We start from the raw sequence: 26,863 nt of genomic DNA, 5'->3' as shown, positions 1-26,863 counted from the left end.
ACAGCCGCCACCTGGGTCGACGGTCGCGGGCGGAGCCGGTCAGGCCGCGGCGAAGTAACCCTGCCGGAGCACCGGCACCACCCGGGAGACGTCCAGCTGCACGGCGACCGCCACGTCCTCGGCGAAACCGCCCTCGGCCAGCTCGCGGCCGGAGACGCAGCCGCGTACCGCGGCCGGCAGGTCCGGCGTGCTGGCCAACGCGGCGAGCGCCATCGCCGCCTCCACCGACAGGCCACCCGCCACGCCGGAGAGGGCGTCCAGCACGCTGGCCGCCCCCAGCTGGTCCTCGACGCAGGGGCGCAGCGAGCCGTCCGGCCACCGCTCCCCGGCGGCCACCACGCCGACCGGGGCGTCCGTCGAGCCGTACCCCTGGCTGCGCAGCCAGCGCCCGACGGCGCGGGCGTTGCGCAGGCAGGCCGCGACCACCGGTACGCCCGTGGCGCTCGCGGCGGCGCTGATCGCGGAACCGTTCGGCGACGGCAGCACCAGGTCGTCGACCACCGGGGCGCGCCGCAGCGCGGCCGGGGAGAGCGACCAGGGGTGCTCGGGGGTCATCTGCCGGCGACCGACCGCAGCCACGGCACCCACCCGGCGGGCGTACAGGGCGGCCTGTTCCCCCCAGGGGAACGGGTGCACCCGCATGCCCCGGCCCACCGCGACCTCCACGGCGGTGGTGAACGAGAGCACGTCCACCACCACCAGGGCGGCGCAGACCCGGCCGAGCTCCGCCGCCCCGGTCAGCCCCCAGTCGAAGCGGGCGCCGGAACCGGGTTGGGCGAAGACGGCCGGGGCCGGCGGGTCAGCGCTCATCCGGCGTGTCGGCCCGGTCCGGGTCACCGGGGGCGGTCACCTCGGCGTCGGGGCCGGCCTCGGCCGACGCGGACGCCGCCCCACCGACCTCGTCCGCCGCGTCGACCTGGTCCGCCGGGGCGTCCGCGGCCGCGACCGGCTCGTCCGCCGCGTCGGCGTCGCGCTGCTCGCCACCGTCGACCGGGGTCGGGGCCGGCGTCTCCCCGGCCGGCTCGGCCCGGGCGATCGGCTCGGCGGCCACCGCGTCCGTGTCGACCCCCACCGGCTGCTCGGCGGTGGCCGGCAGGACCGTGCTGGTGCCGGTACGGGCGGCCGCCACGGTCACCTGGGCCGCCTCCTCGCCGCCGAAGAGGCGCGGCAGGGTGGCGGTGTGCGCGGCGCGCAGCTCGTCCAGGCCGATCCGGAACTGGCCGTGCACCTCCAGGGCGCCGCCCGCCGGGTCGGTGACCCCGACGAACTCCCACGGCACCGCGTGCTCGGCGCAGAGGGCGGTGAACGCCTTCTCGTGCCCACGCGGCACCGACACCAGCACCCGGCCGGCGGACTCGCTGAACAGGAAGACGAACGGCATCGAGCCACCGGCGAAGTGCTCCGGCAGCACCACCCGGGCGCCGACACCCCGCCGCAGGCAGGACTCGACCAGGCTCTGCGCGAGGCCGCCGTCGGAGAGGTCGTGCGCCGAGCTGAGGTGCCCGACCCGGGCCGCGTCGGCCAGCAGCTCGGCGAGCTGCCGCTCCCGGGCCAGGTCGACCTGCGGCGGGATGCCGCCCAGGTGCTCGTGGGTCACCCAGGCCCACTCCGAGCCGGAGAGTTCGACGTGCGTCTCGCCCAGCAGGAAGAGCTGGTCGTGGTCGCCGCCGGCGCGCGGCACGAAGCCCATCGGCACCCGCTCGGCGACGTCGTCCAGCACGCCCAGCACGCCGACCACCGGGGTCGGGTGGATGGCCGCCGCGCCGGTCTGGTTGTAGAAGCTGACGTTGCCACCGGTGACCGGGATGCCCAGCTCGAGGCAGCCGTCCGCCAGGCCGCGGACGGCCTCGGCGAACTGCCACATCACGCCCGGGTCCTCCGGCGAGCCGAAGTTGAGGCAGTTGGTCACGGCGATCGGCTTCGCCCCGGTCACCGCCACGTTCCGGTACGCCTCGGCGAGCGCGAGCCGGGTCCCCTGGTACGGGTCGAGGCGCGCGTACCGGCCGTTGCCGTCGAGCGAGAGGGCGACCCCCAGGCCGGTCCGCTCGTCGATCCGGATCACGCCGGAGTCCTCCGGCTGGGCGAGCACGGTGTTGCCCAGCACGTACCGGTCGTACTGCTCGGTGACCCAGGTCTTGTCGGCCAGGTTCGGCGACGCGATCATCCGGAGCACGGTCTCGCGCAGCGCGTCCGGGTCGCTCGGCCGGGGCAGCGTCTCGGCGCGGTCGGCCTGGAGCAGGATCAGGTCGGCCGGCTCCCGCATCGGACGGGCGTAGACCGGCCCGTCGTCGACCAGCGAGCCCGGCGGCACGTCCACCACGAGCTGGTCGCGCCAGGTGATCACCAGGCGGCCGGGCCGGCCGTCCGGTGCCGGCGCGGTGACCTCGCCGATCGCGGTGGCCCAGACGCCCCACTTCTCGGCGGTCTTGAGCACCGCCTCCAGCTTGTCCGGCGCGACGACCAGCAGCATCCGCTCCTGCGACTCGCTGGCCAGGATCTCGTGCGGCGTCATCGACGCCTCGCGCAGCGGGACCCGCTCCAGCCAGACCCGCATACCGGTGCCGGCGGAGGCGGCGGTCTCGGTGAGCGCGCAGGTCAGGCCGGCGCCACCGAGGTCCTGGATGCCGACGACCAGCTCGGCGTCGTACAGCTCCAGGCAGGCCTCGATCAGGAGCTTCTCCATGAACGGGTCGCCGACCTGCACCGACGGGCGGCGCTGCTCGCTGCCCTCGTCGAAGGTGGCGCTGGCCAGCACCGACACGCCACCGATGCCGTCGCGCCCGGTGCGGGCACCCATCAGCACCACGACGTTGCCGGGGCCGGCGGCCTCCTTCTTCTGCAGCCGGTCGACCGGCAGTACGCCGAGGCAGAGCGCGTTGACCAGCGGGTTGCCCTGGTAGCAGGGGTCGAAGACGACCTCGCCGCCGATGTTCGGCAGGCCCAGGCAGTTGCCGTAGCCGCCGACTCCGGCCACCACGCCGGGGAGCACCCGGGCGGTGTCCGGGTGGTCGGCCGCGCCGAAGCGCAGCGGGTCCATCACGGCGACCGGGCGGGCACCCATGGCGAGGATGTCCCGGACGATGCCGCCGACACCCGTCGCCGCGCCCTGGTACGGCTCGACGAAGCTCGGGTGGTTGTGCGACTCGACCTTGAAGGTGACCGCCAGTTCGTCGGAGACCCGGACCACGCCGGCGTTCTCGCCGATGCCGGCGAGCAGCCGGTCGCTCGGCGGGGCCTTCTCACCGAACTGGCGCAGGTGCACCTTGCTCGACTTGTAGGAGCAGTGCTCGCTCCACATGATCGAGTACATGGCCAGCTCGGCCTGGGTGGGCCGGCGGCCGAGGATGTGCCGGATCCGGTCGTACTCGTCGTCCCGCAGGCCCAGCTCGGCGTACGGCTGGAGCTCGTCCGGGGTGTCGACGGCCTGGGGCACGGTGTCCACGTCGCGGGCCCAGTCGTCGGCCGGGCCGGCCTGCGGCACCACGGCCGGCGTCTCCCGCAGGGCCGGGTCCGGATGGGTGGTCATGACCTCTCCTCGCTGCGCTCGCCGCCGTACCGGCGGTGACCGATGATCCCGCCGCGCACGGTCACGCCGGCGCCCCCACCAGGTGCTTGAGCACCGAGGTGAAGAAGCCGAGACCGTCCAGGGAGGGGCCGGTGAGCGCCTCCACCGCGTGCTCGGGGTGCGGCATGATGCCGACGACGTTGCCGGCCTCGTTGGTGATCGCGGCGATGTCCCGCTGCGAACCGTTGGGGTTGCCGCCGACGTAGCGGGCGACCACCCGGCCCTCGGCCTCCAGCCGGTCCAGCGTCGCCGGGTCGGCGACGTAGCAGCCCTCGCCGTTCTTGACCGGGATCAGCACCTCCTGGCCCGGCTGGAACGCGTTGGTCCAGGCGGTGCCGACGGCCTCGATGCGGAGGACCTGGTCCCGGTTGCGGAAGTGCAGGTGCTGGTTACGGGTGAGCGCGCCGGGCAGCAGGTGCGCCTCGCAGAGGATCTGGAAGCCGTTGCAGATGCCGAGCACCGGGAGACCGCCCCGGGCGGCGTCCACGATCGTCTCCATCACCGGGGCGAACCGGGCGATGGCCCCGCAGCGCAGGTAGTCGCCGTAGGAGAAGCCGCCGGGCAGGACGACGGCGTCCACCCCGTGCAGCTCCGGGTCACCGTGCCAGAGCCGGACCGGCTCGGCGCCGGCGATCCGGACGGCCCGGGCGGCGTCGCCGTCGTCCAGCGAGCCGGGGAACGTCACCACACCGACCCGGGCGGTCACGGGTGCGCGTCCACGGTCTCGTCGGCCTCGACCACGCGGACGGTGAAGTCCTCGATGACCGGGTTGGCGAGCAGCTTGTCGGCGATCTCCCGGGCCCGGTCCAGGTCCGGTTCGCCGGTGAACTCGATCTCGATCCGCCTGCCGATCCGAACCGAGGCGACGTCGCTGACGCCGAGTCGGGGCAGCGCGTTTGCGACGGCCTGGCCCTGAGGATCGAGGATCTCGGGCTTGAGCATGACGTCGACGACGACGCGAGGCACGGGGCACTCCTGACTGTGTACGCAGTTGGGTGCCGGCCCACTACGGGCGAGCGCAGCCAGCCTACCTGGCAGATACCGCCCCGCCCGCACCGGCCGGGGCGGGTCCGGACGGTGGTCGGCGGGACCGCACGCCGGGACGGAACGTCGATGCGGAGTCGTTGTGACGTCGATACGGATTCGTTGCCGAAGATCGCCGCCCGAGCGCGGCCACACCCTCCCCCACCAGGCATTTTCCGTTCCGACCGGCCACGTCGGGACCGGTTTCCGACAGCCGGCCCGGGCGCGTCCGCGCACCGCGAGTCGATGATCGACCCGCCTCGATCGGGCCCGGTGCGCGAAGCGCGGGGACCCGTGGCATCAGTCGATGTGTCCGGAGCCCTGCCGCAGCCGGCGCCGCGACCCGCGAACCACGGCGGGATCGCATACAACCGGTCCAGGATCACCCGGTGGCCGGTGTCTGCCGGTTCCCGCCCGGGGCGGCGCGGATGGGCCCGGCCACGCCGACCGTCCGCGCCGCGCCGTTTTGCAGCATCCGATCAGGTGAACACGGCGCACGTTCCGGCCGCCGGCCGGCTGACAGCATCGGAACCGTGCTGGTCGTGACGACGGATCAACTGCCCGGCTACGAGATCCGCCAGATCCTCGGCGAAGTGGTCTCCTCGATGGCGAGGACCCGCAACCCGTACCGCGAAGGGGTGAAGAACCTGCGCGGCGGCGCGTACGACCCGATGGCACCGGACAACCTCACCCGCTGGCGTACCGACTCGGTGGCCCGACTGGGCGAGGAGGCCCGCCGGCTCGGCGCGAACGCGGTGATCGGCATGCGTTTCGACAGCCGGGACTGCGGCGAGATGTGGATGGAGATCTGCGCGTACGGCACGGCGGTGATCGTGGTGCCCAAGATGCCCGACGTCATGCCCGCCGACCAGCCCATGGTGGCGGCCGGGACCGCGCACGACCCGGAGATCGCCTCGGCCCCCGGCGGCATCGCCGAACCGGCCAGCGCCCCCAACCTCTCCTCCGCCGCCGAGACCCCCACCCGCGACTCCTGACGGGGTCAGAGGATGGGGGGTGGGGAGTAGGCGGCGGCCTCGGGGTGGGCTTCCACGATCTTGGTGATCCGGGCGGTGACCCGGTCGACCTGGGAGCCGGCCGCGCCGACGAAGGCGTTGCGGTCGGCGACCAGGGCGTCGATCTCGGCCCGGGTCAGGCCCAGCCGGCCGTCGGTGGCGAGCCGGTCGAAGAGGTCGTTCTCGGCGGCACCCTTCTCCCGCATGGCCAGCGCCACGGCGACCGCGTGCTCCTTGATCACCTCGTGCGCGACCTCCCGCCCGACGCCCCGTCGTACCGCCGCGACCAGGATCTTGGTGGTCGCCAGGAACGGCAGGAAGCGCTCCAGCTCCCGGTTGATCACCGCCGGGTACGGCCCGAACTCGTCCAGCACCGTGAGGAAGGTCTGGAACAGCCCGTCGGCGGCGAAGAACGCGTCCGGCAGGGCGACCCGACGGACCACCGAGCAGGACACGTCCCCCTCGTTCCACTGGTCGCCGGCCAGCTCGCCGACCATCGACAGGTAGCCCCGGATGATCACGGCGAAGCCGTTCACCCGCTCCGACGAGCGGGTGTTCATCTTGTGCGGCATCGCGCTGGAGCCCACCTGACCCGGCTTGAAGCCCTCGGTCACCAGCTCCTGCCCGACCATCAGCCGGATCGTGGTGGCCAGCGACGACGGCGCGGCGGCCACCTGGGAGAGCGCGGCGAGCACCGCCACGTCGATCGAGCGCGGGTAGACCTGGCCGACGCTGTCCAGCACCCGGCTGAACCCGAGGTGCTCGGCGACCCGGCGCTCCAGCTCGGCCACCTTGTCGGCGTCACCGTCGAAGAGGTCGAGCTGGTCGGCGGCGGTGCCGACCGGGCCCTTGATGCCCCGCAGCGGGTACCAGCCGATCAGGTCCTCCAGCCGCTCGTACGCGATCAGCAGCTCCTCGGCTGCCGAGGCGAAGCGCTTGCCCAGCGTGGTGGCCTGCGCGGCGACGTTGTGCGACCGGCCGGTCATCACCAGGCCGGAGTACTCGTGGGCGTGCCAGGCGAGCCGGGCCAGGGTGGCCACCACCCGGTCCCGGATCAGCTCCAGCGAGCGGCGCACCTGGAGCTGCTCGACGTTCTCGGTGAGGTCGCGGGAGGTCATCCCCTTGTGCACGTGCTCGTGGCCGGCGAGCGCGCTGAACTCCTCGATCCGCGCCTTCACGTCGTGCCGGGTGACCCGCTCGCGCTCCGCGATCGAGGCCAGGTCGACGTCGTCGACCACCCGCTCGTACGCCTCGACCACCCCGTCCGGCACCGGCACGCCGAGGTCCCGCTGGGCCTTCAGCACGGCCAACCAGAGCCGCCGCTCCAGCCGTACCTTCTCCTCGGGGGACCAGAGGGCGACCAGCTCGGGCGAGGCGTACCGGTTGGCGAGCACGTTCGGGATCGTCGTCACGGCCCTCATTCTCCCGTACGCGCCGCACGGCCCCGGACCGGGCCAGGGGCGGATATACTTCTTCCGCTCGCCGTATATAGGAGATGCCGTGACCAAGATCCTCGTGGACGTCGACGACGAGGCGCTCGCCGACGCGGCCAAGGCATTCGGCACCCGGACCAAGAAGGAAACGGTCAACGTCGCGCTCCGCGAAGGAGCCGCCCGGCTACGCCGGGCCCGTGCCCTGGCCGAACTGGCGGGCCGGGGACAGGCCGGCGACTTCGACGAACTGCTCGACAAGGGCACCTACCGACCGTGAAGATCGCCGACTACCTGATCGACACCAGCGCCCTGGTCCGGCTGCTCCGGGACCCCGCAGTGCTGGCCCGCTGGGAACAGACACTCACCGCCGGCCTGGTCGCGATCTGCCCCCTGGTCGAGCTGGAATTCCTCTACTCGGCCCGCTCGGTGGCCGACCGCGCACGCCTGGAGCAGCAGCTCCGCACCGTCTTCGGCTGGGTGGGCATGCCCGACGGAAGCTACGAGCGCGCCGCCGAGATACAGGCGGACCTCACCGCCCGGGGAACCCACAGGTCAGCCGGTGCGGTGGATCTCCTGATCGCCGCCACCGCCGAACACCAAGGGCTCTCCCTCCTGCACTACGACCGGGACTACGACCAGGTCGCCGCGGTGACCGGCCAACCCATGCGCTGGCTGGCCCCGGCCGGATCCCTCAAGTAGTCCCGTCACGTCGGGGCGGGACGACCGGTGAGCACGGTGTAGAGCGCCGCGCACGCCTCCGCCTCCGTGCCGAACGCCATCCGCACCTCGTACCGGCCCCGCTCGTAGGAGCCGATCTCCCAGCCGCCGCCGGGTGAGCGGCGGAGGAACCAGAAGTCGGGAGGGACCGGCTGGTGCTCGTGCACGCCCTCCAGCGCGAAGGCGTCCGGGGACTGCCCCGCCGCCAGCAGGGCCGCCCGCACCTCGTACCGGTCCACTCCCGACCTCCGATCCCGGCTCAGCAGGCGTCCGAGCCGACCGCCCAGCCCTGCGGGTCCGCGCAGGTGCCGTCCAGGTACTCCTCGGCGAGGAAGTGGTGGTCGAGCAGCCACTGCACGGTCACCGGCATGGTCGCCTGCGGGAAGTACGCCTGGTTCAGCTTGAACTGCGTACCCATGCCGGGCTGGGCGAACCACGGCGCGATCGGGCCGGAGTCCACGTCGAACGGCTTCAGCACGCAGTAGGTGTGGTAGTTGGCCAGCGGCGCGGCGGGGGTGGTGGCCGGTGGGGTCGGCGGGGTGTTCAGGCTCTGCGGCGCGAGCGAGCGGGAGCTGAACGGGGTGCCGAGCGGGGCCAGGAAGGCACCGCCGGGGAAGCCGAAGCGGTCCAGGCGGTAGCCGGGCAGCATCGTCTGGCGGGTCTTGATCGCCTCGCCGTGCGGGCCGAGCGCGAAGCCGTCCTGGGGCGGGAAGATCAGCCTGTTGGGCGTGCCGCCGGTGGTGTAGTTGCTCAGCCACTCGGCCTCGGTCTGCGCGCCGAACCGCTGGTAGCCGGCGAGGAGCGGCCCGACCGGCGACGCGGTGGGCAGGTTGAGCGGGCCGAGCAGGACGTTGTTGTCGTAGAACTGGGTGGTCTGCGGCGCGGTCGGCGGCTGGTCGGGGCTGCACAGGCTCCGGCTCGGCGGCGGCTGCGGGTCGCGGCGCCGCTCGCTGCCCTGGCCGTCGCCGCCCCGGTCGCCCGGGCCGGCGTCGACGGTGGTGGCCGCCCTGGCGATCGCGGCGGTGGGCGCGGTGGCCGACTGGGCGGCCCCGGGCACCAGCACCAGGGCCGCGCCGGAGACGACGGCCAGCAGCCAGCGATGTGTTCTCACGCTGAACCTCCTGAAATGGGACGAGTGACGTCCTCATGCTCAGAGGTTCAGAAGGTGAATGTGAGCCTTTGTACCTTTCATGACCGGAAAGGGTTATCGGAGACTTTTGTCCCCGGACCGCCCCGTCGTCAGCGTTCCAGGATCGCCGTGACGCCCTGACCGCCCGCCGCGCAGATCGAGATCAGGCCGCGCCCGCTCCCCTTCTGGTCGAGCAGCTTCGCCAGGGTCGCCACGATCCGGCCACCGGTGGCGGCGAACGGGTGCCCGGCGGCCAGCGAGGAGCCGTGCACGTTGAGCCGCTCCCGGTCGATCGACCCGAGCGGGGCGTCCAGCCCCAGCCGTTCCTTGCAGAACTCCGCCGACTCCCAGGCGGCCAGGGTGGCCAGCACCTGCGAGGCGAACGCCTCGTGGATCTCGTAGAAGTCGAAGTCCTGCAGCGTCAGGCCGGCCCGGGAGAGCATCCGGGGCACCGCGTACGCGGGGGCCATCAGCAGCCCCTCGTCGCCGTGCACGAAGTCCACCGCGGCCGTCTCCGACCAGGAGAACCAGGCCAGCACCGGCAGGTGGTGCTCGCGCGCCCACTCCTCCGAGGCCAGCAGCACGGTCGACGCGCCGTCGGTGAGCGGGGACGAGTTGCCGGCGGTCATGGTGGCCCGCTCGGCGTCCGGCCCCTTGGTGCCGAAGACCGGCCTGAGCGAGCCGAGCTTCTCCAGGCTGGTCTCCGCCCGCAGGTTCTGGTCGCGGGTCAGCCCCAGGTAGGGGGTCATCAGGTCGTCGAAGAACCCCTTGTCGTACGCGGCGGCGAGCCGCTGGTGCGAGCGGAGCGCCAGCTCGTCCTGCGCCGCCCGGTCGATGTTCCAGCGCACCGCCGTGCGGGCGGCGTGCTCCCCCATCGACAGCCCGGTACGCGGCTCCGCGTTGCGCGGGATCTCCGGCTTGAACGGCTGGTGCGGGCGGAGCTTCGCGGCCACCTTCAGCCGCTCACCGAGGGTCCGGGCGGAGTTCAGCTCGAGCAGGGTGCGGCGCAGGTCCTCGTTGATCGCCAGCGGCGCGTCGGAGGTGGTGTCCACGCCACCGGCGATGCCCACCTCGATCTGCCCGAGGGCGATCTTGTTGGCGACCAGGATGGCGGCCTCCAGGCCGGTGCCGCAGGCCTGCTGGACGTCGTACGCCGGGGTGTGCGGGTCGAGACGCGAGCCGAGCACCACCTCGCGGGTGAGGTTGAAGTCCCGGGAGTGCTTGAGCACCGCTCCGGCCACCACCTCGCCGACCCGCTGGCCGGCCAGGCCGAACCGGGCGACCAGGCCGTCCAGGGCCGCGCCGAGCATGTCCGCGTTGGAGGCCTGCGCGTAGCGCGAGTTGGACCGGGCGAAGGGGATGCGGTTGCCGCCGATGACCGCGACCCGCCGGACACTCTGCACGATCGTCCTCCTCTGAACTGTTGCCCGAACCCTACTCGCCAGTAGGCTACGCCTATGACCGACAGGTACGCGAGCTTCGTCCAATCGGGGGCCGGTCGCGCGCTGGTCAAGCGCCTCGGGCTGCCCGACCCGCCCCGACTGCGCCGGCACACGCCGGGCGACCCGCTGGTCCCGGGGCCGGTCCTGCTCGGCACCGCGGCCGGCAGCCGGCTCGCCGAGCCGGTCACCAAGGTGCTGACCTTCGCCGGGGTCGAGCTGCGCGACCCGGTCGCCGCCACCGACGACCCCGTGCGTTACGCCGGCCTGGTGTACGACGCCACCGGCATCACCGACTCGACCGGCCTGCGCCAGCTCTACGACTTCTTCCACCCGCACGCCCGGTCGCTGACCCCCAGCGGTCGGGTGATCGTGCTGGGCACCCCGCCGGCCGAGTGCGGATCGCCGCGTGAGGCCACCGCCCAGCGCGCCCTGGAGGGGCTCACCCGCAGCATCGGCAAGGAGTTCGGCCGGGGCGTCACCGCCCAGCTCGTGTACGTGACGAAGGACGGCGACGCCGGCACGCTCACCAGCCTCGAATCGACCCTCCGTTTTCTGCTGTCCGGCCGCTCCGCGTACGTCTCCGGGCAGGTGGTCCGGATCGGCGCCGGCACGGCCACCGCCCCGGCCGACTGGGACCGGCCGCTGGACGGGCAGGTCGTGCTGGTCACCGGGGCGGCCCGGGGCATCGGGGCGGCGCTGGCCACGGTGCTGGCCCGGGACGGCGCGCAGGTGGTGGCGCTGGACGTGCCGTCCGCCGGGGACGCGCTGGCCGAGGTGGCCAACGAGATCGGCGGCAGCGCGGTGCAGCTCGACCTGACCGCGCCGGACGCCCCGACCCGGCTGGCCGAGCACCTGGCGGCCCGGCACGGCCGGGTCGACGTGGTGGTGCACAACGCCGGCATCACCCGGGACAAGACCCTCGGCCGGATGGACCCGGACCGCTGGGACCAGGTCATCGACGTGAACCTGTCCAGCCAGGAGCGGATCAACGACGTGCTGCTGGAGCGCGACCTGATCCCGGCCGGCGGCCGGATCGTGTCGGTCTCCTCGATCGCCGGCATCGCCGGCAACCGGGGTCAGACCAACTACGCGACCAGCAAGGCCGGCGTGATCGGCCTGGTCGACTCGCTCACCCCGGTGCTGCGCGAGCGGGGGATCAGCCTCAACGCGGTCGCACCCGGATTCATCGAGACCCGGCTGACCGCGCGGATCCCGCTGATGCTCCGGGAGGCGGGCCGCCGGATGAACAGCATGGCCCAGGGCGGCCTGCCGGTGGACGTGGCGGAGACGATCGGTTGGCTCGCCTGGCCGGCGAGCGGCGCGGTGACCGGCAACGTGGTGCGGGTCTGCGGCCAGAGCCTGCTGGGGGCGTGATGGTACGGCGCAAGCGACGGCCGGAGGAGCCGACCGAGGAGCTGTCGGTGCACGAGCTGATCGACGGCCCCACCCAGGACCTGACCACGGCGCGCAACGCCCTGGCCGCCCGCCGGGGCACGGAGCCGGCCGAGGAGCTGCCCGTCCTCGCCACCGAGACGACCCAGGACCTCTCCGCCCTGGCGTACGACCGGACGCAGGACCTCTCCGCCCTGGCCGGCCACCTCACCGCGTCCGGCGACGTGCCGGCCCGGGACAGTTCCGGCGCCGCGACCACCCCGGAGGGGCGGGCCCGGGTCGACCTGCCACGGCTCCCGGCCGCCGGCGCGCTCTACCGGCGGGCCCTGCTCGGGGCGCTGCCCGGGCGGGGCGGCCGGCGTGGCGCGGACGTGCCGGCGGTGGAGCTGGGCGTCACCGGGGTGACGGTGGACCGGGCCCACCTCGCCGACTACGACCGGGTCTGCGGGTTCCGGCTGACCGACCGGCTGCCGGGGACGTACCTGCACGTGCTGGGTTTTCCGCTGTCACTGCGGCTGATGACCACGGCGGAGTTCCCGATCCCGTTGACCGGGGTGGTGCACGTGGCCAACCGGATCACCGTGCACCGGCCGGTCGAGGCCGGCGAGACGGTGGACTTCCGCACGTACGCGGAGAACCTGCGTCCGCACGAGCGGGGCCGGCAGCTGGACGTGGTGCTGGTCGCCTCGGTCGGCGGCGCGGAGGTCTGGCGGGGCGTCTCGACGTACCTGGGCAGGGAGCGCGCGGCGGCCGGTGGCCCACGGCCCGACCGGGGTGACCGGCCGGCCGCGCCGGCCCCGTCGGCGCAGTGGCGGGTGACGCCCCGGGTCGGCACCGACTACGCGCGGGTCTCCGGCGACCATAACCCGATCCACACCTCGGCCCTGGGGGCGCGGCTGTTCGGCTTCCGCCGGCCGATCGCGCACGGCATGTGGAGCAAGGCGCGCTGCCTGGCCGCGCTGGAGAGCCGGCTGCCGGAGGCGTACACGGTGGACGTGGCGTTCAAGCTGCCGGTGCCGTTGCCGTCCACGGTGGCGTTCAGCGCCGGCACGACCGGCGCGGGCTGGGACTTCGGCCTGCACGGCGCGCGGGACGGGCGGCCGCATCTGGTGGGCACCGTCCGCTGAGGAAAAGAGGGGCTTGGCGGCCCCTCTTTTGTGCGCTAAGTTGTTCTCAGATTGAGTTGTTCTCGAAGTGAGAGGGAAGCCGTGAACGAGCAGGAGTTCCTCGCCGCGTACGACCCCCGGGCCTATCCGGCGGTCGCGGTCACCGTCGACGTGGTCGCGCTGACCATCCGGGACGGGGCCCTGCACCTGCTGCTGGTCCGGCGCGGCGCCCCGCCGTACGAGGGGCACTGGGCGCTGCCCGGCGGCTTCGTCCGCCCCGACGAGGGCCTGGCCACCGGGGCGCGCCGCGAACTGGCCGAGGAGACCGGGCTCGGCGGCGAGCGGCTGCACCGGGTGCACCTGGAGCAGCTGGGCAGCTACGGCGACCCCGACCGCGACCCCCGGATGCGGATCATCTCGGTGGCCCACCTGGCCTTCGCCCCCGACCTGCCCGACCCGGCCGCCGGCAGCGACGCCGAGGACGCGGTCTGGCTCCCGGTCACCGCCCTGACCAGCCGCCAGCTCGCCTTCGACCACGGCCGGATCATCGCCGACGGGCTGGAGCGGGCCCGCTCCAAACTGGAGTACACCCCGCTGGCCACCCGCTTCCTCGAACCGGAGTTCACCGTCACCGAGCTGCGGGCCGTCTACGAGACGGTCTGGGGACACCCGCTGCACGCCGGCAACTTCCACCGCAAGGTGCTCTCCGTGCCGGGCTTCGTCGAGAGCACCGGGGCCAGCACCGAACGCGGCGGCGCACGCGGCGGCCCCCGGGCCAAGCTCTACCGCGCCGGCGACGCGCGGCTGCTGCACCCGGCGCTGCTGCGCCCCGCCCGCGAGGAGACGGTGCGGTGAGGACCGAGGAGGCGATCCGGCTGGTCGCGGCCGCCCGCAGCGACACCGAACTGTTCGGCACCGAGGCCCCCGCACGCCGCTACCGCGAGCTGGTCACGGCCCTGCACCCGGACCGGCTGGGCGCGGCCGACGAGGGGGTACGCGCCGCCGCCACCGACGCCCTCGGCACGGTCACCCGCCGCTGGCGGGGCGACCGGGGCACCCCGCTCGGCGACCACACCCTCGGCCCGCTCGCGTACGCCGGCGACCTCGCCGACCTCTACGACGGCGGGGCGGACCGGCTGCTCAAGGTGGCCCGCCGGCCGGCCGACAACGACCTGCTGGCCCGCGAGGCGTGGGCGCTGCGCGCGATCGAGGAGCACGGCGACCCCCGCTACCTGCCGTACGTGCCCCGGCTGGTCGACTCCTTCCCGGTGCGCGACCCGGCGACCGGGGCGGAACGGCGGGTCAACGTGCTCGGCACCGTGCCCGGGCTGCACAGCCTGGACGAGGTGCGCCGGGCGTACCCGGACGGGCTGGACGCCCGCGACGCGGCCTGGATGTGGCGGCGGCTGCTGGTCGCCCTCGGCCTGGCCCACCGGGCCGGCGTGGTGCACGGCGCGGTGCTCCCCCGGCACGTGCTGATCGAGCCCGCCGCGCACGGGCTGGTGCTGGTCGACTGGTGCTTCGCCACCCCGCCCGGGGCGACCGTCCCGGCGCTGGTGCCCGGCCACGAGGACTGGTACCCGCCGGAGGTCACCGGGCGGCGGCCGGCCGGCCCGGGCACCGACCTGGCCCTGGCCGCCCGCTGCATGGGCTGGCTGATGGCCGACCGGGCCCCGCGCGAGCTGCGCGCCTTCGCGGCCGGCTGCCAGCGCCCGCACCTCGCCGCGCGTCCCGACGACGCGTGGCGGCTGCTCGGCGAACTCGACGAGGTGCTGGAGCGGTGCTACGGCCCGCGCACCTTCCGACCCTTCACCCTCAACCCCTAGGGAGGCTGCCATGGGCAGCGGAATCTGGTCCACCGACGTGTACGACGCCGCCGACCGCTACCGACGGGCCAGCGGCCGGAGCGCCTTCTCCTACAGCGACAGCGGGGCGCGGAGCGTGCACCCCGCGCTCGACCCGCGCGGCGCGGTCCGGGAGAGCCGCGACTCCGCCGAGCACCCGCAGTCCACCCCCGTCGCGGTGCTCTTCGACGTGACCGGCTCGATGGGGCACGTCCCCCGTACCCTCCAGGCCAAGCTGCCGCAGCTGCTCGGCCTGCTGCTCCGCCAGGGGTACGCCCGCGATCCACAGCTCATGTTCGGCGCGATCGGCGACGCCACCTGCGACCGGGTGCCGTTGCAGGTGGGCCAGTTCGAGTCGGACAACCGGATGGACGACGACCTCGGCCGGATCGTGCTGGAGGGCGGCGGGGGCGGCCAGATGAGCGAGTCGTACGAGCTGGCGCTGTACTTCATGGCCCGGCACACGGTCACCGACTCCTGGGAGAAGCGCGGCCGGCGCGGCTACCTGTTCATCATCGGCGACGAACTCGCCTACCCCCGGGTGGACCGGCGGCAGGTGAGCCGGCTGATCGGCGACGAGCTCGGCGAGGACGTGCCGGTACGGCAGATCGTCGACGAGGTGACCCGGCGCTGGGACACCTACTACCTGCTCCCCGCCGGCAGCCACTACGCCGGCAACCGGAAGGTGCTGGACTTCTGGCGCGGGCTGCTCGGGCAGCACGCCGTCGAGCTGGACGACCTCGACGCGGTGTGCGAGACCATCGCGCTCACCATCGGTCTCGGCGAGCAGGCGATCGACCTGGACCAGGGCGTACGCGACCTGGACCGGTCCGGCTCCACGGCCGGCCGGACGGTGTCGAAGGCGTTGGCCCGGCTGGGCCGCGGCCGGCGTGTCTCGGCGGCGGCGCTGCCCTTCACCCCGGCCGGCGGCAGCGGGGTCACCCGGCTGTGAACCACGTGCTGGTGGTCGACCTCGGGTACGGCGACGCGGGCAAGGGCACCGTCGTCGACTGGCTCTGCGCCACCCGGCCGGTGCACACCGTCGTCCGGTTCAACGGGGGCGCGCAGGCGGCACACAACGTCGTGCTGCGCGACGGACGGCACCACACGTTCGCGCAGTTCGGGGCCGGCACGTTCCACCCCGGGGTCGGCACCCACCTGTCCCGGTACGTGGTGGTGGACCCGCTGGCGCTGGCCGCCGAGGCCGACCACCTCGCCGGGCTCGGGGTCACCGACGCGCTGGACCGGTTGACCGTGGACGGCGAGGCGCTGCTGGCCACGCCGTACCACCGGGCCGCCAACCGGGCCCGGGAGATCGCCCGGGGAGCCGACCGGCACGGCTCCTGCGGGCTCGGGGTGGGTGAGGCCGTCGCGTACGGTCTCGCCCACCCCGACGAGGCACCCCGGGTGGCGGACTGCCGCCGCCCGGCGGTGCTGCGCCGGCGGCTCACCACGCTGCGGGACCGGCTCACCGCCGAGCTGGGCCCGCTGGACGCCCCGCCGGTCGACGACTGCCTGCCCGCGTACACCGGCTTCGCCGACCGGGTGGCGATCGTCGACCGGAGCTGGCTGGCCGGGGCGCTGCGGGCCGGGACCTGCGTCTTCGAGGGGGCGCAGGGGGTGCTGCTCGACGAGTGGCACGGCTTCCACCCGTACACCACCTGGAGCACCACCACGTTCGCCAACGCGGAGACGCTGCTCGCCGAGGCGGGTCAGGCCGGTACCGGGCGGCGGCTCGGGGTGCTCCGGGTGACCACCACCCGACACGGCCCCGGCCCGCTGGTCACCGAGGACCCGGCACTGCCCTTCAGCGACCCGCGCAACCCGACCAACCCCTGGCAGGGCCGGTTCCGGTTCGGCCACTTCGACGCGGTCGCCCACCGGTACGCCCTCGACGTCGCCGGGGGTGTGGACGGCCTGGCCCTCACCCACCTCGACCTGGCCGGCCCGGAGCTGCGGATCTGCCACCGCTACGACACCGTCGACCGGCTCGTCCCCGGCCCGGCCGGTGACCTGGACCGGCAGGCCGCGCTCACCGACCGCCTGCTGCGCGCCCGCCCGGTCTACGACCGCCCGCCGCCCACCGACTGGCCGACGGCAGTGTCGGACGCGCTGGACGTACCGGTGCTGCTCACCTCGCACGGGCCGACCGCCGCGGACAAGGCTGCCGCCGTTTCCGCCCCGGGCTGACCCCGCACCGCCCAGCATGAAGGCATGGGGGACGTGCTCGACCTGCTGCACCAGACGGTGACCTCGCCGTGGGTGTACCTGGTGATCGTCGCGGTCACCGGGGTCGACGCGTTCTTCCCGGCGGTGCCCGGCGAGACCGTGGTGATCACGGCTGCGGTCTTCGCGGCCGGCGGGGAACCGAATCTGGTCGGCGTGATCCTGGCCGCCGCCCTCGGCGCGCTGCTCGGCGACCACATCTCGTACGCGATCGGCCGCGGCGGCGGCGCGCACCGGCTGGCCCGGCTGCCGGCCGACAGCCGGCGTCGGGCCGGCTCGGCGTGGGCCCGGCGGGCGGTCGACCGGCGCGGCGGGATGATCCTGACCACCGCCCGCTACGTCCCCGGCGGCCGGACCGCGGTCACCCTCACCATGGGCGCGGTCCGCTACCCGCCACGCTCCTTCCTGCTGTACGACGCGCTGGCCTGCGGCAGCTGGGCGCTCTACTGCGGGCTGCTCGGCTGGTTCGGCGGGCTCGCCTTCGCCGACCACCCGGTCCAGGGCCTGCTCGCCGGCGTCGGCCTCTCCCTCGCCGTCACCGGCCTGTTCGAACTGGCCCGCTGGCTCCGCCGCCGCACCCACACCCGCACCCCCCACTAACCCGCCGCCCCGCCCGGGCCGCGACGATCTTGCACTTTGTGCCCGGGCAAATCCGGCCTATCACCCGAACCGAGGGCCGAAAGTGCAAGATCGCCGCAGAGGGCGGGGGCGGGGGCGGGGAGGAGGGGGTCACGGGGTGGGGGGGTGCCAGGTGGTGCCGCGCAGGAGTTGGTCGGCGCCGAGCCAGGCGACGTTCATCATCCGGGTGGCGGTCTTGCCGGCGTCCGCCTCGGGGTGGTCGGCGAGCCAGTCGGCCAGCGACTCGCTCGCGCCCACCAGGGCGTACGCGACCACTTCCAGGTCGGTGGCGCCGACCTCGCGCCCCTTGGCCCGCAGCGCGTGGTCGAGCATCCCGGCGACCACCTCGACCAGTCGGCCGCGCATGGTGGCGAGTTCGGCGGCGAACGGCTGGGAGCCGCGGGCCTGCCGGTAGAGGACCGCCCAGCCGTCCCGGTGCGCCCCGACGAAGCCGAAGAAGGCGCGCAGTCCGCGCCAGAGCCGCTCGTCGGCGGGCAGATCCGGGGCGGCCGCGCCGGCGATGGCCTCCATCATCCGGGTGCCCTCACGGTGCAGGCAGGCGACGAAGAGTTCCTCCTTCGTCCCCAGGTACGCGTAGACCATCGGTTTCGAGATGCCGGCGTCGTCGGCGATCTCGTCCATGCTGGCCGCGTGGAAGCCCCGGCGGGAGAAGACCTTCACCGCCGCGTCGAGCATCTGCTGTTCGCGTACGGCTCGGGGCAGGCGCTTGAAGGTGGGTGTGCTGGACACCCTTGCAAGCATACCTACTCGTGCGTAAGGTTACGCCAGAGTAACCAAAGTCGGCCCGCCCCGAGAGGTGCATCCCCCATGACTGACTTCGATCCCGCCACCTTCGCGAACGTCGGCCCCAAGGAGTTCGCGCAGCTGGTCAAGTCCACCCCCGACGAGAAGATCGCCGAGATCATGTCGGGCGACCTGCGCGGCAAGGTGCTGAGCGAGGTCTTCGGCCGGATGCCGCAGCTCTTCCGCGCCGACCGCGCCGGCTCCACCAACGCGGTGATCCACTGGAACATCACCGGCCGTCCCGACGGTGGCACCGACACCTACGAGATCGTCATCGAGAACGGCACCTGCACCGTCTCGGAGACCCCGACCCGGGACCCGAAGCTGAGCCTCACCATGGGCCCGGTCGAGTTCCTGAAGATCGTCTCCGGTGGCGCCAACCCGGTGATGATGTTCATGACCGGCAAGCTGAAGGCCAAGGGTGACCTGGGCCTGGCCGCCAACATCGCCAACCTGTTCGACATCCCCAAGGCCTGACCATGGCCGAGTTCTCGCTCGACCTGAACGAGGAACAGCGGGATCTGCGCGACTGGGTGCACGGCTTCGCCGCCGAGGTCGTGCGCCCGGCCGCGGCCGAGTGGGACGCCCGGGAGGAGACTCCCTGGCCGATCATCCAGGAGGCGGCGAAGGTCGGCCTGTACGGCTTCGAGTTCCTCGCCACCTGCTGGGCCGACCCCACCGGCCTCTCCCTGCCGATCGCCAGCGAAGAGCTCTTCTGGGGCGACGCCGGCATCGGGCTCGGCATCTTCGGCACCTCCCTGGCGGTCGCCGCCATCTACGGCGCCGGCACCCCCGACCAGCTCGTCGAGTGGGTGCCGCAGTGCTTCGGTGACGTCGACCAGCCGGCGGTCGCCGCGTTCTGCACCACCGAGCCGGAGGCCGGCTCCGACGTCGGGTCGATGCGGACCCGCGCGGTCTACGACCAGGCCACCGACGAGTGGGTGCTGAACGGGCAGAAGGCGTACGCCACCAACGGCGGGATCGCCGGGGTGCACGTGGTCACCGCCTCCATCGAGCCGGAACTGGGCTCGCGGGGGCAGGCGGCGTTCGTCGTACCGCCGGGCACGCCGGGGCTCAACGCCACCCGCAAGCTGCGCAAGCTCGGCCTGCGCGCGTCCCACACCGCCGACGTCTTCCTCGACGACGTACGGGTGCCGGGGCGCTGCCTGCTCGGCGGCAGGGACGCCCTGGACGAGCGGCTCGCGCGGGCCCGGTCGGGGCAACGTGCCTCGGGTCAGGCCGCGATGCGGACGTTCGAATTGTCCCGCCCGACCGTGGGCGCCCAGGCGCTCGGCGTGGCCCGGGCCGCCTACGAGTACGCCCTGGACTACGCGAAGGAGCGGGTCCAGTTCGGTCGACCGATCATCGAGAACCAGGCGGTCGCGTTCGCGCTCGCCGACATGAAGATGGAGATCGACGCGGCCCGGCTGCTGGTCTGGCGGGCCTCCTGGATGGGCCGCAACAACCGGCCGTTCAGCGCGGGCGAGGGCTCGATGTCCAAGCTCAAGGCCGGCGAGGTGGCGGTCTCGGTCACCGACAAGGCGGTGCAGCTCCTCGGCGGCGCCGGCTTCCTGCGCGACCACCCGGTCGAGCGGTGGTACCGGGACGCCAAGATCTACACCATCTTCGAAGGCACCTCCGAGATCCAGCGGCTGGTCATCTCCCGGGCCATCTCCGGGATGCAGATCCGCTGATCGCCGGCGGACCCCGACCCGACCCGCGACGGCCACCGCCGTGCCGGGCGGTACGTCGTCGCGGGTCGGGCCGCCGGTTCGCTCCTCACCGTCGGTGAGCGCCGCCATCGCCCACGGTGTCCATACGCTGGGCAAATGATCACGCGGGCTGGGCTCATCGCGACCACGGGTGCATGATCGGGAGAAACTCTCGCGAAGGAGGGCCGCGACTTGGACCTGCCGTTCATCGTCGCCACGCTGACCCGACGCGGACTGCTCACCCCAGGCCGCCCGATCCGGGTCGCCTCCCAGTTGAACGCGCTGCGCCGCTGGGGTTGGAGTCTCGCCGGCGAACTGCGCCAGGCCGCCGCCCGCGACCCGGGACGGACCGCCGTGGTCGACGAGGACGGCGCCACCCTGACGTACCAGGAACTGCTGGACCGGTCGGAACGGCTGGCCCGGTCCCTGCGGGCCGGGCTCGGCGTGCAGTCCGGGGACCGCATCGGCCTGCTCTGCCGCAACCACCACGGGCTGATCGAGGCGATCGTCGCCGCCATGCTGCTCGGCGCGGACGCGGTGCTGGTCAACACCGGGCTCTCCGCGGCACAGCTCGCCACCGTCGCCCAGGAGCAGCAGCTCCGCGTGCTGGCGCACGACGCCGAGTTCGCCGAGCGGGTGCTCGCCCTCCCCCCGGAGGTGCACCGGGTCGACGAGCGCGGCCACGAGGAGCTGATCGCCGGCGCGCTGCCCGGGGACCAGCTCCAGCCGCCGGACCGCGACGGCCGGACCATCGTGCTCACCTCCGGCACCACCGGCGCGCCGAAGGGCGCCCGCCGCCCCACCCCGCACGGCTTCGGCCCGCTGGTCTCCATCATCGACCGCATCCCGCTGCACGCCCGGGACACCGTGCTGATCGCCGCGCCCATCTTCCACACCTGGGGGTACGCCGCTCTTCAGGTGGCGTTCGCGCTGCGCGCCACCGTCGTGCTGCACCGCCGCTTCGACCCGGCCGCCACGCTCGCCGCCCTGACGGCGCACTCCTGCGACGCCATGTTCGCCGTACCGGTGATGCTGCAACGGCTGATGGAGGTGCCACCGCCGGACGCCCGCCCGCCGCTGAAGGTGGTCGCGGTCAGCGGCTCGGCCCTGCCCGGCGGGCTGGCCACCGCCTTCATGGACCGCTTCGGTGACGTCCTCTACAACCTGTACGGCTCCACCGAGGTCTCCTGGGCGTCCATCGCCGGCCCGGCGGACCTGCGGGCGGCGCCCACCACCGCCGGTCGCCCGCCGCACGGCACCCGGCTGGAGATCCTCGACGCCGCCGACCGGCCGGTACCGGCCGGGCAGGTCGGCCGGATCTTCGTCGGCAACGAGATGCTCTTCGAGGGGTACACCTCCGGCACCACCCGGGAGAGCCACGACGGCCTGCTCGACACCGGTGACCTGGGCCGGGTCGACGCCGACGGGCGGCTCTTCGTCGACGGCCGGGCCGACGACATGATCGTCTCCGGGGGCGAGAACGTCTTCCCGTCCGAGGTGGAGGACCTGATCGCCCGGCTGCCCCAGGTCCGCGAGGTCGCGGTGATCGGTGTACCGGACCCGGAGTACGGCCAGCGGCTGGCCGCGTTCCTGGCCCTGCACCCCGGCGAACAGCTCGACCCCGAGGCGGTACGCGAGTACGTCCGCCACTACCTGGCCCGGTTCTCGGTCCCCCGGGACGTGGTCTTCGTGAAGTACCTGCCGCGCAACGCCACCGGCAAGGTGCTCGGCCGCGAGCTGCGCCGCTACTACGGCTGACCGGACCCACCCGGCGAACCGGAACTACTCTCCGGTCCGCCGGGCACCTCGTCAGGTGTGGTCCGTGGCCCGGCCGATCGCCGCCTCCACCCCGCCGACCCGGTCGGCGAGCAGGCCGATCGCGCCGACCGCCCGGTCCAGCGGGTCGCCGCCCCCGCCCAGCGCCCGGGCGCGCAGGAAGGCCGCCTTCACCTCGGCCCAGCGGCGGGCCTGCTCGGCGGTGAGCCGGCCGCGCAGCTCCGCCAGCTTGAGCAGGTTCGCCTCCGCGCCCGCCGCCAGCGTCTGCGCCTCACCCAGGTAGTGGTCGTCGACCACCGCCTCCAGCTCCGCGTCGGTGAGCACCGGGACGATCCGCTCGGCCAGCTTGTTCATGTTCCGGTACGAGCCCTGGAGCTGGAACGGCGGCTCGGTACGGGACGAGTCGGCCTGCGCCGCCGAGGCGATGTACGCCTGGTTGTTGGCGAGCACGATCCGCTGCACCCGCAGCAGCTTGCCCAGCACCGCCAGGATCTGCTCCAGCTCGACCGCCGAGTACGGGTGGGAGAGCTGGTCCGGTCGTACGCCGTCGTCCCCCCGGGCCATCCGCACCAGCAGCTCCACGTCGCCCCGGTCCCGGGTGGAGAGCGGGGCCAGGGTCGGGTTCGAGGTGAGCGCGTTCTCGACGTAGCTGAGCGCGAACACCTCGTCCCGACCGGAGAGCACGTCACCCAGGTTCCACACGTCGGCGCGGTTCGCGAGCATGTCGGGCACCCGGAACCGCTGCCCCGACTCGGTGTACGGGTTGCCGGCCATGCACACCGCGAACCGCTTGCCCCGCAGGTCGTACGTGCGGGTGCGGCCCTCCCACACCCCCTCCATCCGGCGCTGCGCGTCGCAGAGCGGGATGAACTTCTGCAGCAGCTCCGGGGAGGTGTGCTGGATGTCGTCGAGGTAGAGCAGGACGTTGTTGCCCAGCTCCAGCGCGAAGGAGATCTTCTCCACCTCCTGCCGGGCGGTGGCGTCCGGCGCCTCCGCCGGGTCGAGGGAGGTCACCCGGCTACCCAGCGCCGGCCCGTTCACCTTCACGAAGACCAGGCCGAGCCGGCTGGCCACGTACTCCATCAGGGTGGTCTTGCCGTAGCCCGGCGGGGAGATCAGCAGCAGCAGGCCCATCTGGTCGACCCGCTTCGCGTCCCCGGTCGCGCCGAGCTGGCGGGCCAGGTTGTCGCCGATCAACGGCAGGTAGACCTCGTCCAGCAGCCGGTTGCGGACGAAGGTGGTCATCACCTTCGGCTGGTACTCGGCCAGCCGGAGCCGGTCCCGCTCGGCGGCCACCAGCTCGTTGCGCCGCCGCTGGTAGTCGCGGAACGCCGGCACCCGTTCGGTGCGGAAGCGCTGGGTGCGGGCCAGCGTCTCGTCCAGCCGCAGGGTGAGCGCCGAGCCGCTGATCCGCGGGTGCGCGCCGAGCAGCCCGGTGACCGTCCCGGTCAGCGCGGCCGTCGACTCGTACCGGGGCAGCTCGGTCCCGCACAGCTCGACGGCGACCGCCTCGGGCAGGTCGTCGTCGGAGAGCGCGCCGTCGGTGCTGGCCAGGAACGCCCCGAGCCATGCCTCCACCAGCTGGTAGCGGCTGGCCAGGTCGTCGCCGAGGGCCCGCAGGTCCTCGTCGAACTGCCCGCTCGCCGCCGCCTGCGGGCCACCCAGCGCCCGCCGGAACCGCTCCAGCAGACCCCGCGCCCCGGCGCCGGTGACGAAGCCGAACGGCGCGCGGGCCAACTCCTCGAAGAGGTACGCCCCGACCAGGTCGCACTCGGCCGCCGGCCCGGGCAGGCCGGCGTCGCGCAGCCAGTGCTCCGCGCGGCCGGCCAGTTCCGCCTGGAGCCGGTCGATCGCGTCCCCACCGGCAGGGATCGGTGCCGGCGCGTCGGACGGGCGGGCCGGCGGGCGGCCGAAGCGTTCCCGGGCGCGGGCCAGCGACACCGCCCGCGCCGACCAGGACCGCCGGGTGGTGTCGTCGGTGCCGTACCGCCAGAAGAGCTGGGCCGCCGCCCGCACCGCCGGTGGCCACCGCAGCAGTCCCGCGCCGGCGTGCAGCCGCAGCAGGGCGTGCAGCAGGGCCGCCGCGTCCTGGTCGTGCACGCCCCGCTCGTAACCCTCGTCGTACCGGGTCTCCGCCACCGCCCGGACCAGTTCGGGCAGCCGGCCCCCGTCGACCGCCGCCGCGTGCAACGCGTCCAGGGTGATCGCGCCCCGGCCCGCCTCGGCGTCGGCCAGGATCGAGGTGGCCAGGTACTCCGCCCGGTAGACCTCGGTCGACTCGGAGACGAGCAGTTGCTCCCAGAACCGGCGGGTCCGCTCGAACGTCGCGTCGCGCACCGGCGACCGGTAGTCGGTTCCGGTGACCGCCACCGCCATCCGCCCCTGGTGCGGCACCACCGTGACGTCGATCGGCTGGGTGTTCACCGCGAACCGGTGCCGACCCAGCCGGATCGTCTCGCCGCCGTCCGCGTACAGGTCGAGCCGGTCCCGCAGCGCGCGGCCGGCCTCCTGCCGGGCGGCCCGCACCCGCCCGTCCAGCTCCTCGGCCCGGACCTGGTCGCCCAGGCTGCGCAGCTCGTCGACGACCCCGCGCAGCTTGCCGACCATCGGATCGGACGCGAAGTAGGTGTTGATCTCGTCGAGCGAGCCCAGTGTGGTGACCCGACGCTGCACGCTGAGCAGGATCCGGTCGGCGGAGGCGACCAGCCGGTCCGCCCGGCGACCACGCTCGTCGAGCAGCGCCTGCTTGCGGGAGGAGAACGCCTCGTAGATGTCGGCCCGCCGGGTGGTCAGCTCGGCGAGGAAGTCGTCGAACTCACCGAACCGGGATTCCAGGTTCTCCACCTGGAGCAGCAGCCGGCCGAGCTGCTCGTCGCAGCGCTCCACCGTGTCGGCGGCGGCCAGCGCGCCGGTGACCGCCTGCCCGAGCAGGGCGAACTCGGCGGCGAAGCCGGCGCGGCCCTCGGCCTGGTTCAGCTCCCGCCGCCGGTTGTCGAGGACGGCGCGGGCCCGGTTGACCCCACCGAGGACCTCGGCGACCCGGGCCAGGATCCCGGTCCGGACGGTCGCGTCGGCGATGTCCAGGCCGCCCACCACCTCGGTGAGGGTCCGCAGGCCCTCGGCCCGCTCGGCCAACTCCTCGCGGACCGGCGTCGCCTCGGCCACCGTGGCGATCCCCCCGGCCCGCTCGCCGAGCCGGTCCACCTCCGCCCGGTAGCCGGTGAGCGCGTCGTCGCGGCTCAGGAAGTCGACCGCCCGCCGGCCGGCCTCGGCCAGCTCGCCGTCCAGCTCGGCGGCCAGCTCGTCGACCCGGCCCAGGTCGACGTGACGCAGCTCGCGCAGCGTCACCAGGTGCCCCTGGGCCTGCCGGAGGCCGGCGAGCTGACGTACCCAGTCGTCGGCGGTCAGCGGCGCGTCACCGCGTACCCGCAGGGCCAGCGCGGCGATCCTGGCCGCGCTCTCGTCCACCGCGACGGCCGCCTGCGCGGTCAGCGCCCGGACCTTCTCGTACTCGTCGAGCACGCCGGCGGCGGTGGCCCGCACCGCGGCCAGCGGCTCGGCCAGGTCACCCAGCTCCGCCTCGGCGAGCCAGTGGTAGTGGTCGAACGCGCGCGTGGCGGCGGCGATCAGGGCCTGGTAGACCCCGGCCGCCGGGGCCGGCGCGTCGACCATCCGGGCCACCGACAGGCAGTCGGAGATGCCGCGGACCAGATCCGCGTTGCCGATCCGCTCCACCGGCCCGGTACCCGCCGGCTGCGCGGCGGCATAACTCTCCGAGGCGTACGGGGTCTGCCAGATCTGCATCGGGTGGACCCGGGTCGGCTCGTCGGAGAGCGCCCGGAACACCACCATCGTGCCGTCGTCGAAGACCGAGAAGCCGTGGCACGGGATCGGTGCCGCCACCTCCTTGCGGATCGCGTTGTACGGCAGCAGCAGCGAGCGCCCCTCGTCCCGGGCGTGGAAGACGTAGAGCACGTCCTCCCCGTTCGGCGAGCGGACCAGCCGCTCGAACTCCAGGCTGGACACGTCGGTGTCGAAGGTCCGGGTCAGGCCGGTCGAGAGGTGGTAGCCGCCCGGGAAGATGATCCCGTGGTCCTCGGGCAGCCGCTGGCACGCCTGGCCGATCCCGTCGAGCCGGACCACCTCCCGGGTGAGCGTGTTGAAGACCAGGTACCGCCAGTCGTTCTCCTTGTACGGCCGGATCCGCAGCAGGATCAGCGGGCCGATCCGGGCGTACCCGACGTCTGCGTCCGCCAGGCTCTGCAACGGCTCGTCCACCGGCTCGCGGTAGATGCCCTCGCCGGTCTCGGTGTTGTTCTCGATCTTGACGGTCAGGTCGGCGCCGACCGTCTCGACGAAGACCTCACCCTGGATGGAGATGTGCGGGTGGCGGCCGAGGACGTGGTCGTCCCGGGTCGTCGCGGTCCACTCGAAGTCGTGCGCGGGCGGGAAGACGTGCTCCCGCTCGCCCCGGTTGTCCAGGTACGCCACCGTGCCGTCGGGGTCGACCCGCCAGCGCAGCACCCGGATGTCGTCGGTACGCGGACCGGTCTGGAAGACCGCCAGCAACCGGCCGTCGAGCCGGCGCAGTTGCAACAGCCGGGTCTGCCGGTAGTACCGGTACAGCTCGGCGAAGTCCCGCTCGAACTGCGGATCGCGCAGCAGTCCCGGCACCTCGGCCGGATCGACGTGGTCGAAGCGGAACGTCTCGACGCCGCCGTCCTCGACCCGGACGAAGCGGTGCAGCGAGAAGACGTCGTCCACCGTCGTCTCCGGCTTGAGGCCGATGAAGACGTTGTAGCCGAAGAGCATCAGCCCGCCCACCGGCACGATGTCCCGGGGTACGCAGTTGTGCTCGGTGCGGATCCGTTCGGTGCTGGTCAGGCGCAGCTCGGTGCTGCCGAAGACCTCCAGCCGCCGGGCGTTCAGCCGCTCCGCCCGCCGGGTCAGCTCGGCGGCCTGCTCGGCGAGCCGGGTACGCAGCACCTCGTAGGTGCCGGCGTCCAGGCCGGCCGGGTCCACCGCGCCCTCGGCGGCGGGCCCGGTCTCGCGGTCGGTCACCG

Annotated in this window: 23 protein-coding genes; 13 read left to right on the top strand and 10 right to left on the bottom strand. The window is 73.7% G+C overall.

Features of this window, described 5'->3' with window-relative positions; genetic code table 11:
- Nucleotides 1-39: 39 nt before the first annotated feature.
- The 4 genes from GA0070611_RS23415 to purS all read right to left on the bottom strand — a co-directional run bounded on the left by GA0070611_RS23415 (nucleotide 40) and on the right by purS (nucleotide 4,531).
- The gene (locus tag GA0070611_RS23415; protein WP_091673334.1) at nucleotides 40-810 is read right to left on the bottom strand and encodes a 2-phosphosulfolactate phosphatase; all 771 of its coding nucleotides are present in this window, start codon (nucleotides 808-810) and stop codon (nucleotides 40-42) included.
- On the bottom strand, nucleotides 800-3,526 hold the full coding sequence (gene purL / locus GA0070611_RS23410) for a phosphoribosylformylglycinamidine synthase subunit PurL (RefSeq protein WP_231921197.1): 2,727 nt from the start codon (nucleotides 3,524-3,526) through the stop codon (nucleotides 800-802). The genes GA0070611_RS23415 and purL overlap by 11 nt, the downstream gene beginning before the upstream one ends.
- Nucleotides 3,527-3,587: 61 nt before the next feature.
- Complete coding sequence (purQ, locus tag GA0070611_RS23405; RefSeq protein WP_091668135.1) at nucleotides 3,588-4,271, bottom strand: phosphoribosylformylglycinamidine synthase subunit PurQ; 684 nt, start codon at nucleotides 4,269-4,271, stop codon at nucleotides 3,588-3,590.
- Nucleotides 4,268-4,531 carry a phosphoribosylformylglycinamidine synthase subunit PurS gene (gene purS / locus GA0070611_RS23400; RefSeq protein ID WP_088959474.1) on the bottom strand — a complete coding sequence of 88 codons (264 nt, stop codon included), beginning with the start codon at nucleotides 4,529-4,531 and terminating at the stop codon, nucleotides 4,268-4,270. Before purS ends, purQ begins: the two co-directional genes overlap by 4 nt.
- A 485-nt stretch (nucleotides 4,532-5,016) precedes the next feature.
- On the opposite strand from purS, the gene GA0070611_RS23395 reads away from it, so the two are divergent.
- Complete coding sequence (locus GA0070611_RS23395) at nucleotides 5,017-5,583, top strand: YbjQ family protein (RefSeq protein ID WP_197676031.1); 567 nt, start codon at nucleotides 5,017-5,019, stop codon at nucleotides 5,581-5,583.
- Between the two features lie 5 nt (nucleotides 5,584-5,588).
- Here GA0070611_RS23395 and purB read toward each other — a convergent pair whose 3' ends face one another.
- A complete protein-coding gene (gene purB / locus GA0070611_RS23390; protein ID WP_091668130.1) occupies nucleotides 5,589-7,013 on the bottom strand; it encodes an adenylosuccinate lyase in 1,425 nt (474 codons plus the stop codon).
- A gap of 88 nt (nucleotides 7,014-7,101) precedes the next feature.
- On the opposite strand from purB, the gene GA0070611_RS23385 reads away from it, so the two are divergent.
- Both GA0070611_RS23385 and GA0070611_RS23380 read left to right on the top strand, forming a co-directional pair.
- Entirely contained in the window at nucleotides 7,102-7,311 is a 210-nt protein-coding gene (locus GA0070611_RS23385) for a type II toxin-antitoxin system VapB family antitoxin (protein WP_091668125.1), read from the top strand.
- The gene (locus tag GA0070611_RS23380) at nucleotides 7,308-7,733 is read left to right on the top strand and encodes a PIN domain nuclease (protein ID WP_091668121.1); all 426 of its coding nucleotides are present in this window, start codon (nucleotides 7,308-7,310) and stop codon (nucleotides 7,731-7,733) included. The genes GA0070611_RS23385 and GA0070611_RS23380 overlap by 4 nt, the downstream gene beginning before the upstream one ends.
- A 5-nt stretch (nucleotides 7,734-7,738) precedes the next feature.
- On the opposite strand, the gene GA0070611_RS23375 is transcribed toward GA0070611_RS23380, so the two are convergent.
- The 3 genes from GA0070611_RS23375 to GA0070611_RS23365 all read right to left on the bottom strand — a co-directional run bounded on the left by GA0070611_RS23375 (nucleotide 7,739) and on the right by GA0070611_RS23365 (nucleotide 10,283).
- Nucleotides 7,739-7,990 carry a hypothetical protein gene (locus GA0070611_RS23375; RefSeq protein WP_091668116.1) on the bottom strand — a complete coding sequence of 84 codons (252 nt, stop codon included), beginning with the start codon at nucleotides 7,988-7,990 and terminating at the stop codon, nucleotides 7,739-7,741.
- A gap of 20 nt (nucleotides 7,991-8,010) precedes the next feature.
- Nucleotides 8,011-8,862, bottom strand: a complete 852-nt coding sequence (locus tag GA0070611_RS23370) for a TNT domain-containing protein (RefSeq protein WP_091668113.1) — start codon at nucleotides 8,860-8,862, stop codon at nucleotides 8,011-8,013.
- A gap of 128 nt (nucleotides 8,863-8,990) precedes the next feature.
- A complete protein-coding gene (locus GA0070611_RS23365) occupies nucleotides 8,991-10,283 on the bottom strand; it encodes an acetyl-CoA C-acetyltransferase (RefSeq protein ID WP_091668110.1) in 1,293 nt (430 codons plus the stop codon).
- A 54-nt stretch (nucleotides 10,284-10,337) separates the two neighbouring features.
- Here GA0070611_RS23365 and GA0070611_RS23360 point away from each other — a divergent pair, with 54 nt between their 5' ends.
- The 7 genes from GA0070611_RS23360 to GA0070611_RS23330 all read left to right on the top strand — a co-directional run bounded on the left by GA0070611_RS23360 (nucleotide 10,338) and on the right by GA0070611_RS23330 (nucleotide 17,490).
- A complete protein-coding gene (locus GA0070611_RS23360) occupies nucleotides 10,338-11,696 on the top strand; it encodes a 3-oxoacyl-ACP reductase (protein ID WP_091668105.1) in 1,359 nt (452 codons plus the stop codon).
- A gap of 242 nt (nucleotides 11,697-11,938) precedes the next feature.
- Nucleotides 11,939-12,841, top strand: coding sequence for a MaoC family dehydratase (locus GA0070611_RS23355; RefSeq protein WP_407940453.1), 903 nt, complete (start codon nucleotides 11,939-11,941; stop codon nucleotides 12,839-12,841).
- An 81-nt stretch (nucleotides 12,842-12,922) separates the two neighbouring features.
- Nucleotides 12,923-13,675 carry an NUDIX hydrolase gene (locus GA0070611_RS23350; RefSeq protein ID WP_091668098.1) on the top strand — a complete coding sequence of 251 codons (753 nt, stop codon included), beginning with the start codon at nucleotides 12,923-12,925 and terminating at the stop codon, nucleotides 13,673-13,675.
- Nucleotides 13,672-14,646: a serine/threonine-protein kinase gene (locus tag GA0070611_RS23345; protein WP_091668094.1), complete on the top strand. Its 975-nt coding sequence runs from the start codon at nucleotides 13,672-13,674 to the stop codon at nucleotides 14,644-14,646. The genes GA0070611_RS23350 and GA0070611_RS23345 overlap by 4 nt, the downstream gene beginning before the upstream one ends.
- Nucleotides 14,647-14,656: 10 nt before the next feature.
- Nucleotides 14,657-15,616: a hypothetical protein gene (locus GA0070611_RS23340; protein ID WP_091668090.1), complete on the top strand. Its 960-nt coding sequence runs from the start codon at nucleotides 14,657-14,659 to the stop codon at nucleotides 15,614-15,616.
- Entirely contained in the window at nucleotides 15,613-16,854 is a 1,242-nt protein-coding gene (locus tag GA0070611_RS23335; protein ID WP_091668086.1) for an adenylosuccinate synthetase, read from the top strand. The genes GA0070611_RS23340 and GA0070611_RS23335 overlap by 4 nt, the downstream gene beginning before the upstream one ends.
- A 24-nt stretch (nucleotides 16,855-16,878) precedes the next feature.
- Entirely contained in the window at nucleotides 16,879-17,490 is a 612-nt protein-coding gene (locus GA0070611_RS23330) for a DedA family protein (protein WP_091668081.1), read from the top strand.
- 129 nt (nucleotides 17,491-17,619) lie between these two features.
- On the opposite strand, the gene GA0070611_RS23325 is transcribed toward GA0070611_RS23330, so the two are convergent.
- A complete protein-coding gene (locus GA0070611_RS23325) occupies nucleotides 17,620-18,258 on the bottom strand; it encodes a TetR/AcrR family transcriptional regulator (RefSeq protein WP_197675782.1) in 639 nt (212 codons plus the stop codon).
- A 78-nt stretch (nucleotides 18,259-18,336) separates the two neighbouring features.
- Between GA0070611_RS23325 and GA0070611_RS23320 the strand changes: the two genes are divergently transcribed.
- From GA0070611_RS23320 to GA0070611_RS23310, 3 genes are all read left to right on the top strand, one after another.
- Nucleotides 18,337-18,789: an SCP2 sterol-binding domain-containing protein gene (locus tag GA0070611_RS23320; RefSeq protein ID WP_091668073.1), complete on the top strand. Its 453-nt coding sequence runs from the start codon at nucleotides 18,337-18,339 to the stop codon at nucleotides 18,787-18,789.
- A gap of 2 nt (nucleotides 18,790-18,791) precedes the next feature.
- Nucleotides 18,792-20,006, top strand: a complete 1,215-nt coding sequence (locus GA0070611_RS23315; protein WP_091668070.1) for an acyl-CoA dehydrogenase family protein — start codon at nucleotides 18,792-18,794, stop codon at nucleotides 20,004-20,006.
- A gap of 210 nt (nucleotides 20,007-20,216) precedes the next feature.
- A complete protein-coding gene (locus GA0070611_RS23310) occupies nucleotides 20,217-21,782 on the top strand; it encodes an AMP-binding protein (protein WP_091668067.1) in 1,566 nt (521 codons plus the stop codon).
- 51 nt (nucleotides 21,783-21,833) lie between these two features.
- Here GA0070611_RS23310 and GA0070611_RS23305 read toward each other — a convergent pair whose 3' ends face one another.
- On the bottom strand, nucleotides 21,834-26,861 hold the full coding sequence (locus tag GA0070611_RS23305; protein WP_091673329.1) for a DNA repair ATPase: 5,028 nt from the start codon (nucleotides 26,859-26,861) through the stop codon (nucleotides 21,834-21,836).
- Nucleotides 26,862-26,863 lie beyond the last annotated feature (2 nt).

Origin of the sequence: Micromonospora auratinigra, assembly GCF_900089595.1 — a bacterium.
GTDB classification, from domain to species: domain Bacteria; phylum Actinomycetota; class Actinomycetes; order Mycobacteriales; family Micromonosporaceae; genus Micromonospora; species Micromonospora auratinigra.
The sequence above is the reverse complement of the archived record's forward strand: the minus strand, read 5'-3'. Positions and strand labels throughout refer to the sequence as shown.

Bases quoted from the DNA above. Each gene is read 5' to 3' on its own strand.
- GA0070611_RS23415 (WP_091673334.1), bottom strand. From the start codon at position 810: ATGAGCGCTGACCCGCCGGCCCCGGCCGTCTTCGCCCAACCCGGTTCC.
- purL (WP_231921197.1), bottom strand. From the start codon at position 3,526: ATGACCACCCATCCGGACCCGGCCCTGCGGGAGACGCCGGCCGTGGTG.
- GA0070611_RS23395 (WP_197676031.1), top strand. From the start codon at position 5,017: ATGGGCCCGGCCACGCCGACCGTCCGCGCCGCGCCGTTTTGCAGCATC.
- GA0070611_RS23360 (WP_091668105.1), top strand. From the start codon at position 10,338: ATGACCGACAGGTACGCGAGCTTCGTCCAATCGGGGGCCGGTCGCGCG.
- GA0070611_RS23340 (WP_091668090.1), top strand. From the start codon at position 14,657: ATGGGCAGCGGAATCTGGTCCACCGACGTGTACGACGCCGCCGACCGC.
- GA0070611_RS23330 (WP_091668081.1), top strand. From the start codon at position 16,879: ATGGGGGACGTGCTCGACCTGCTGCACCAGACGGTGACCTCGCCGTGG.
- GA0070611_RS23320 (WP_091668073.1), top strand. From the start codon at position 18,337: ATGACTGACTTCGATCCCGCCACCTTCGCGAACGTCGGCCCCAAGGAG.
- GA0070611_RS23315 (WP_091668070.1), top strand. From the start codon at position 18,792: ATGGCCGAGTTCTCGCTCGACCTGAACGAGGAACAGCGGGATCTGCGC.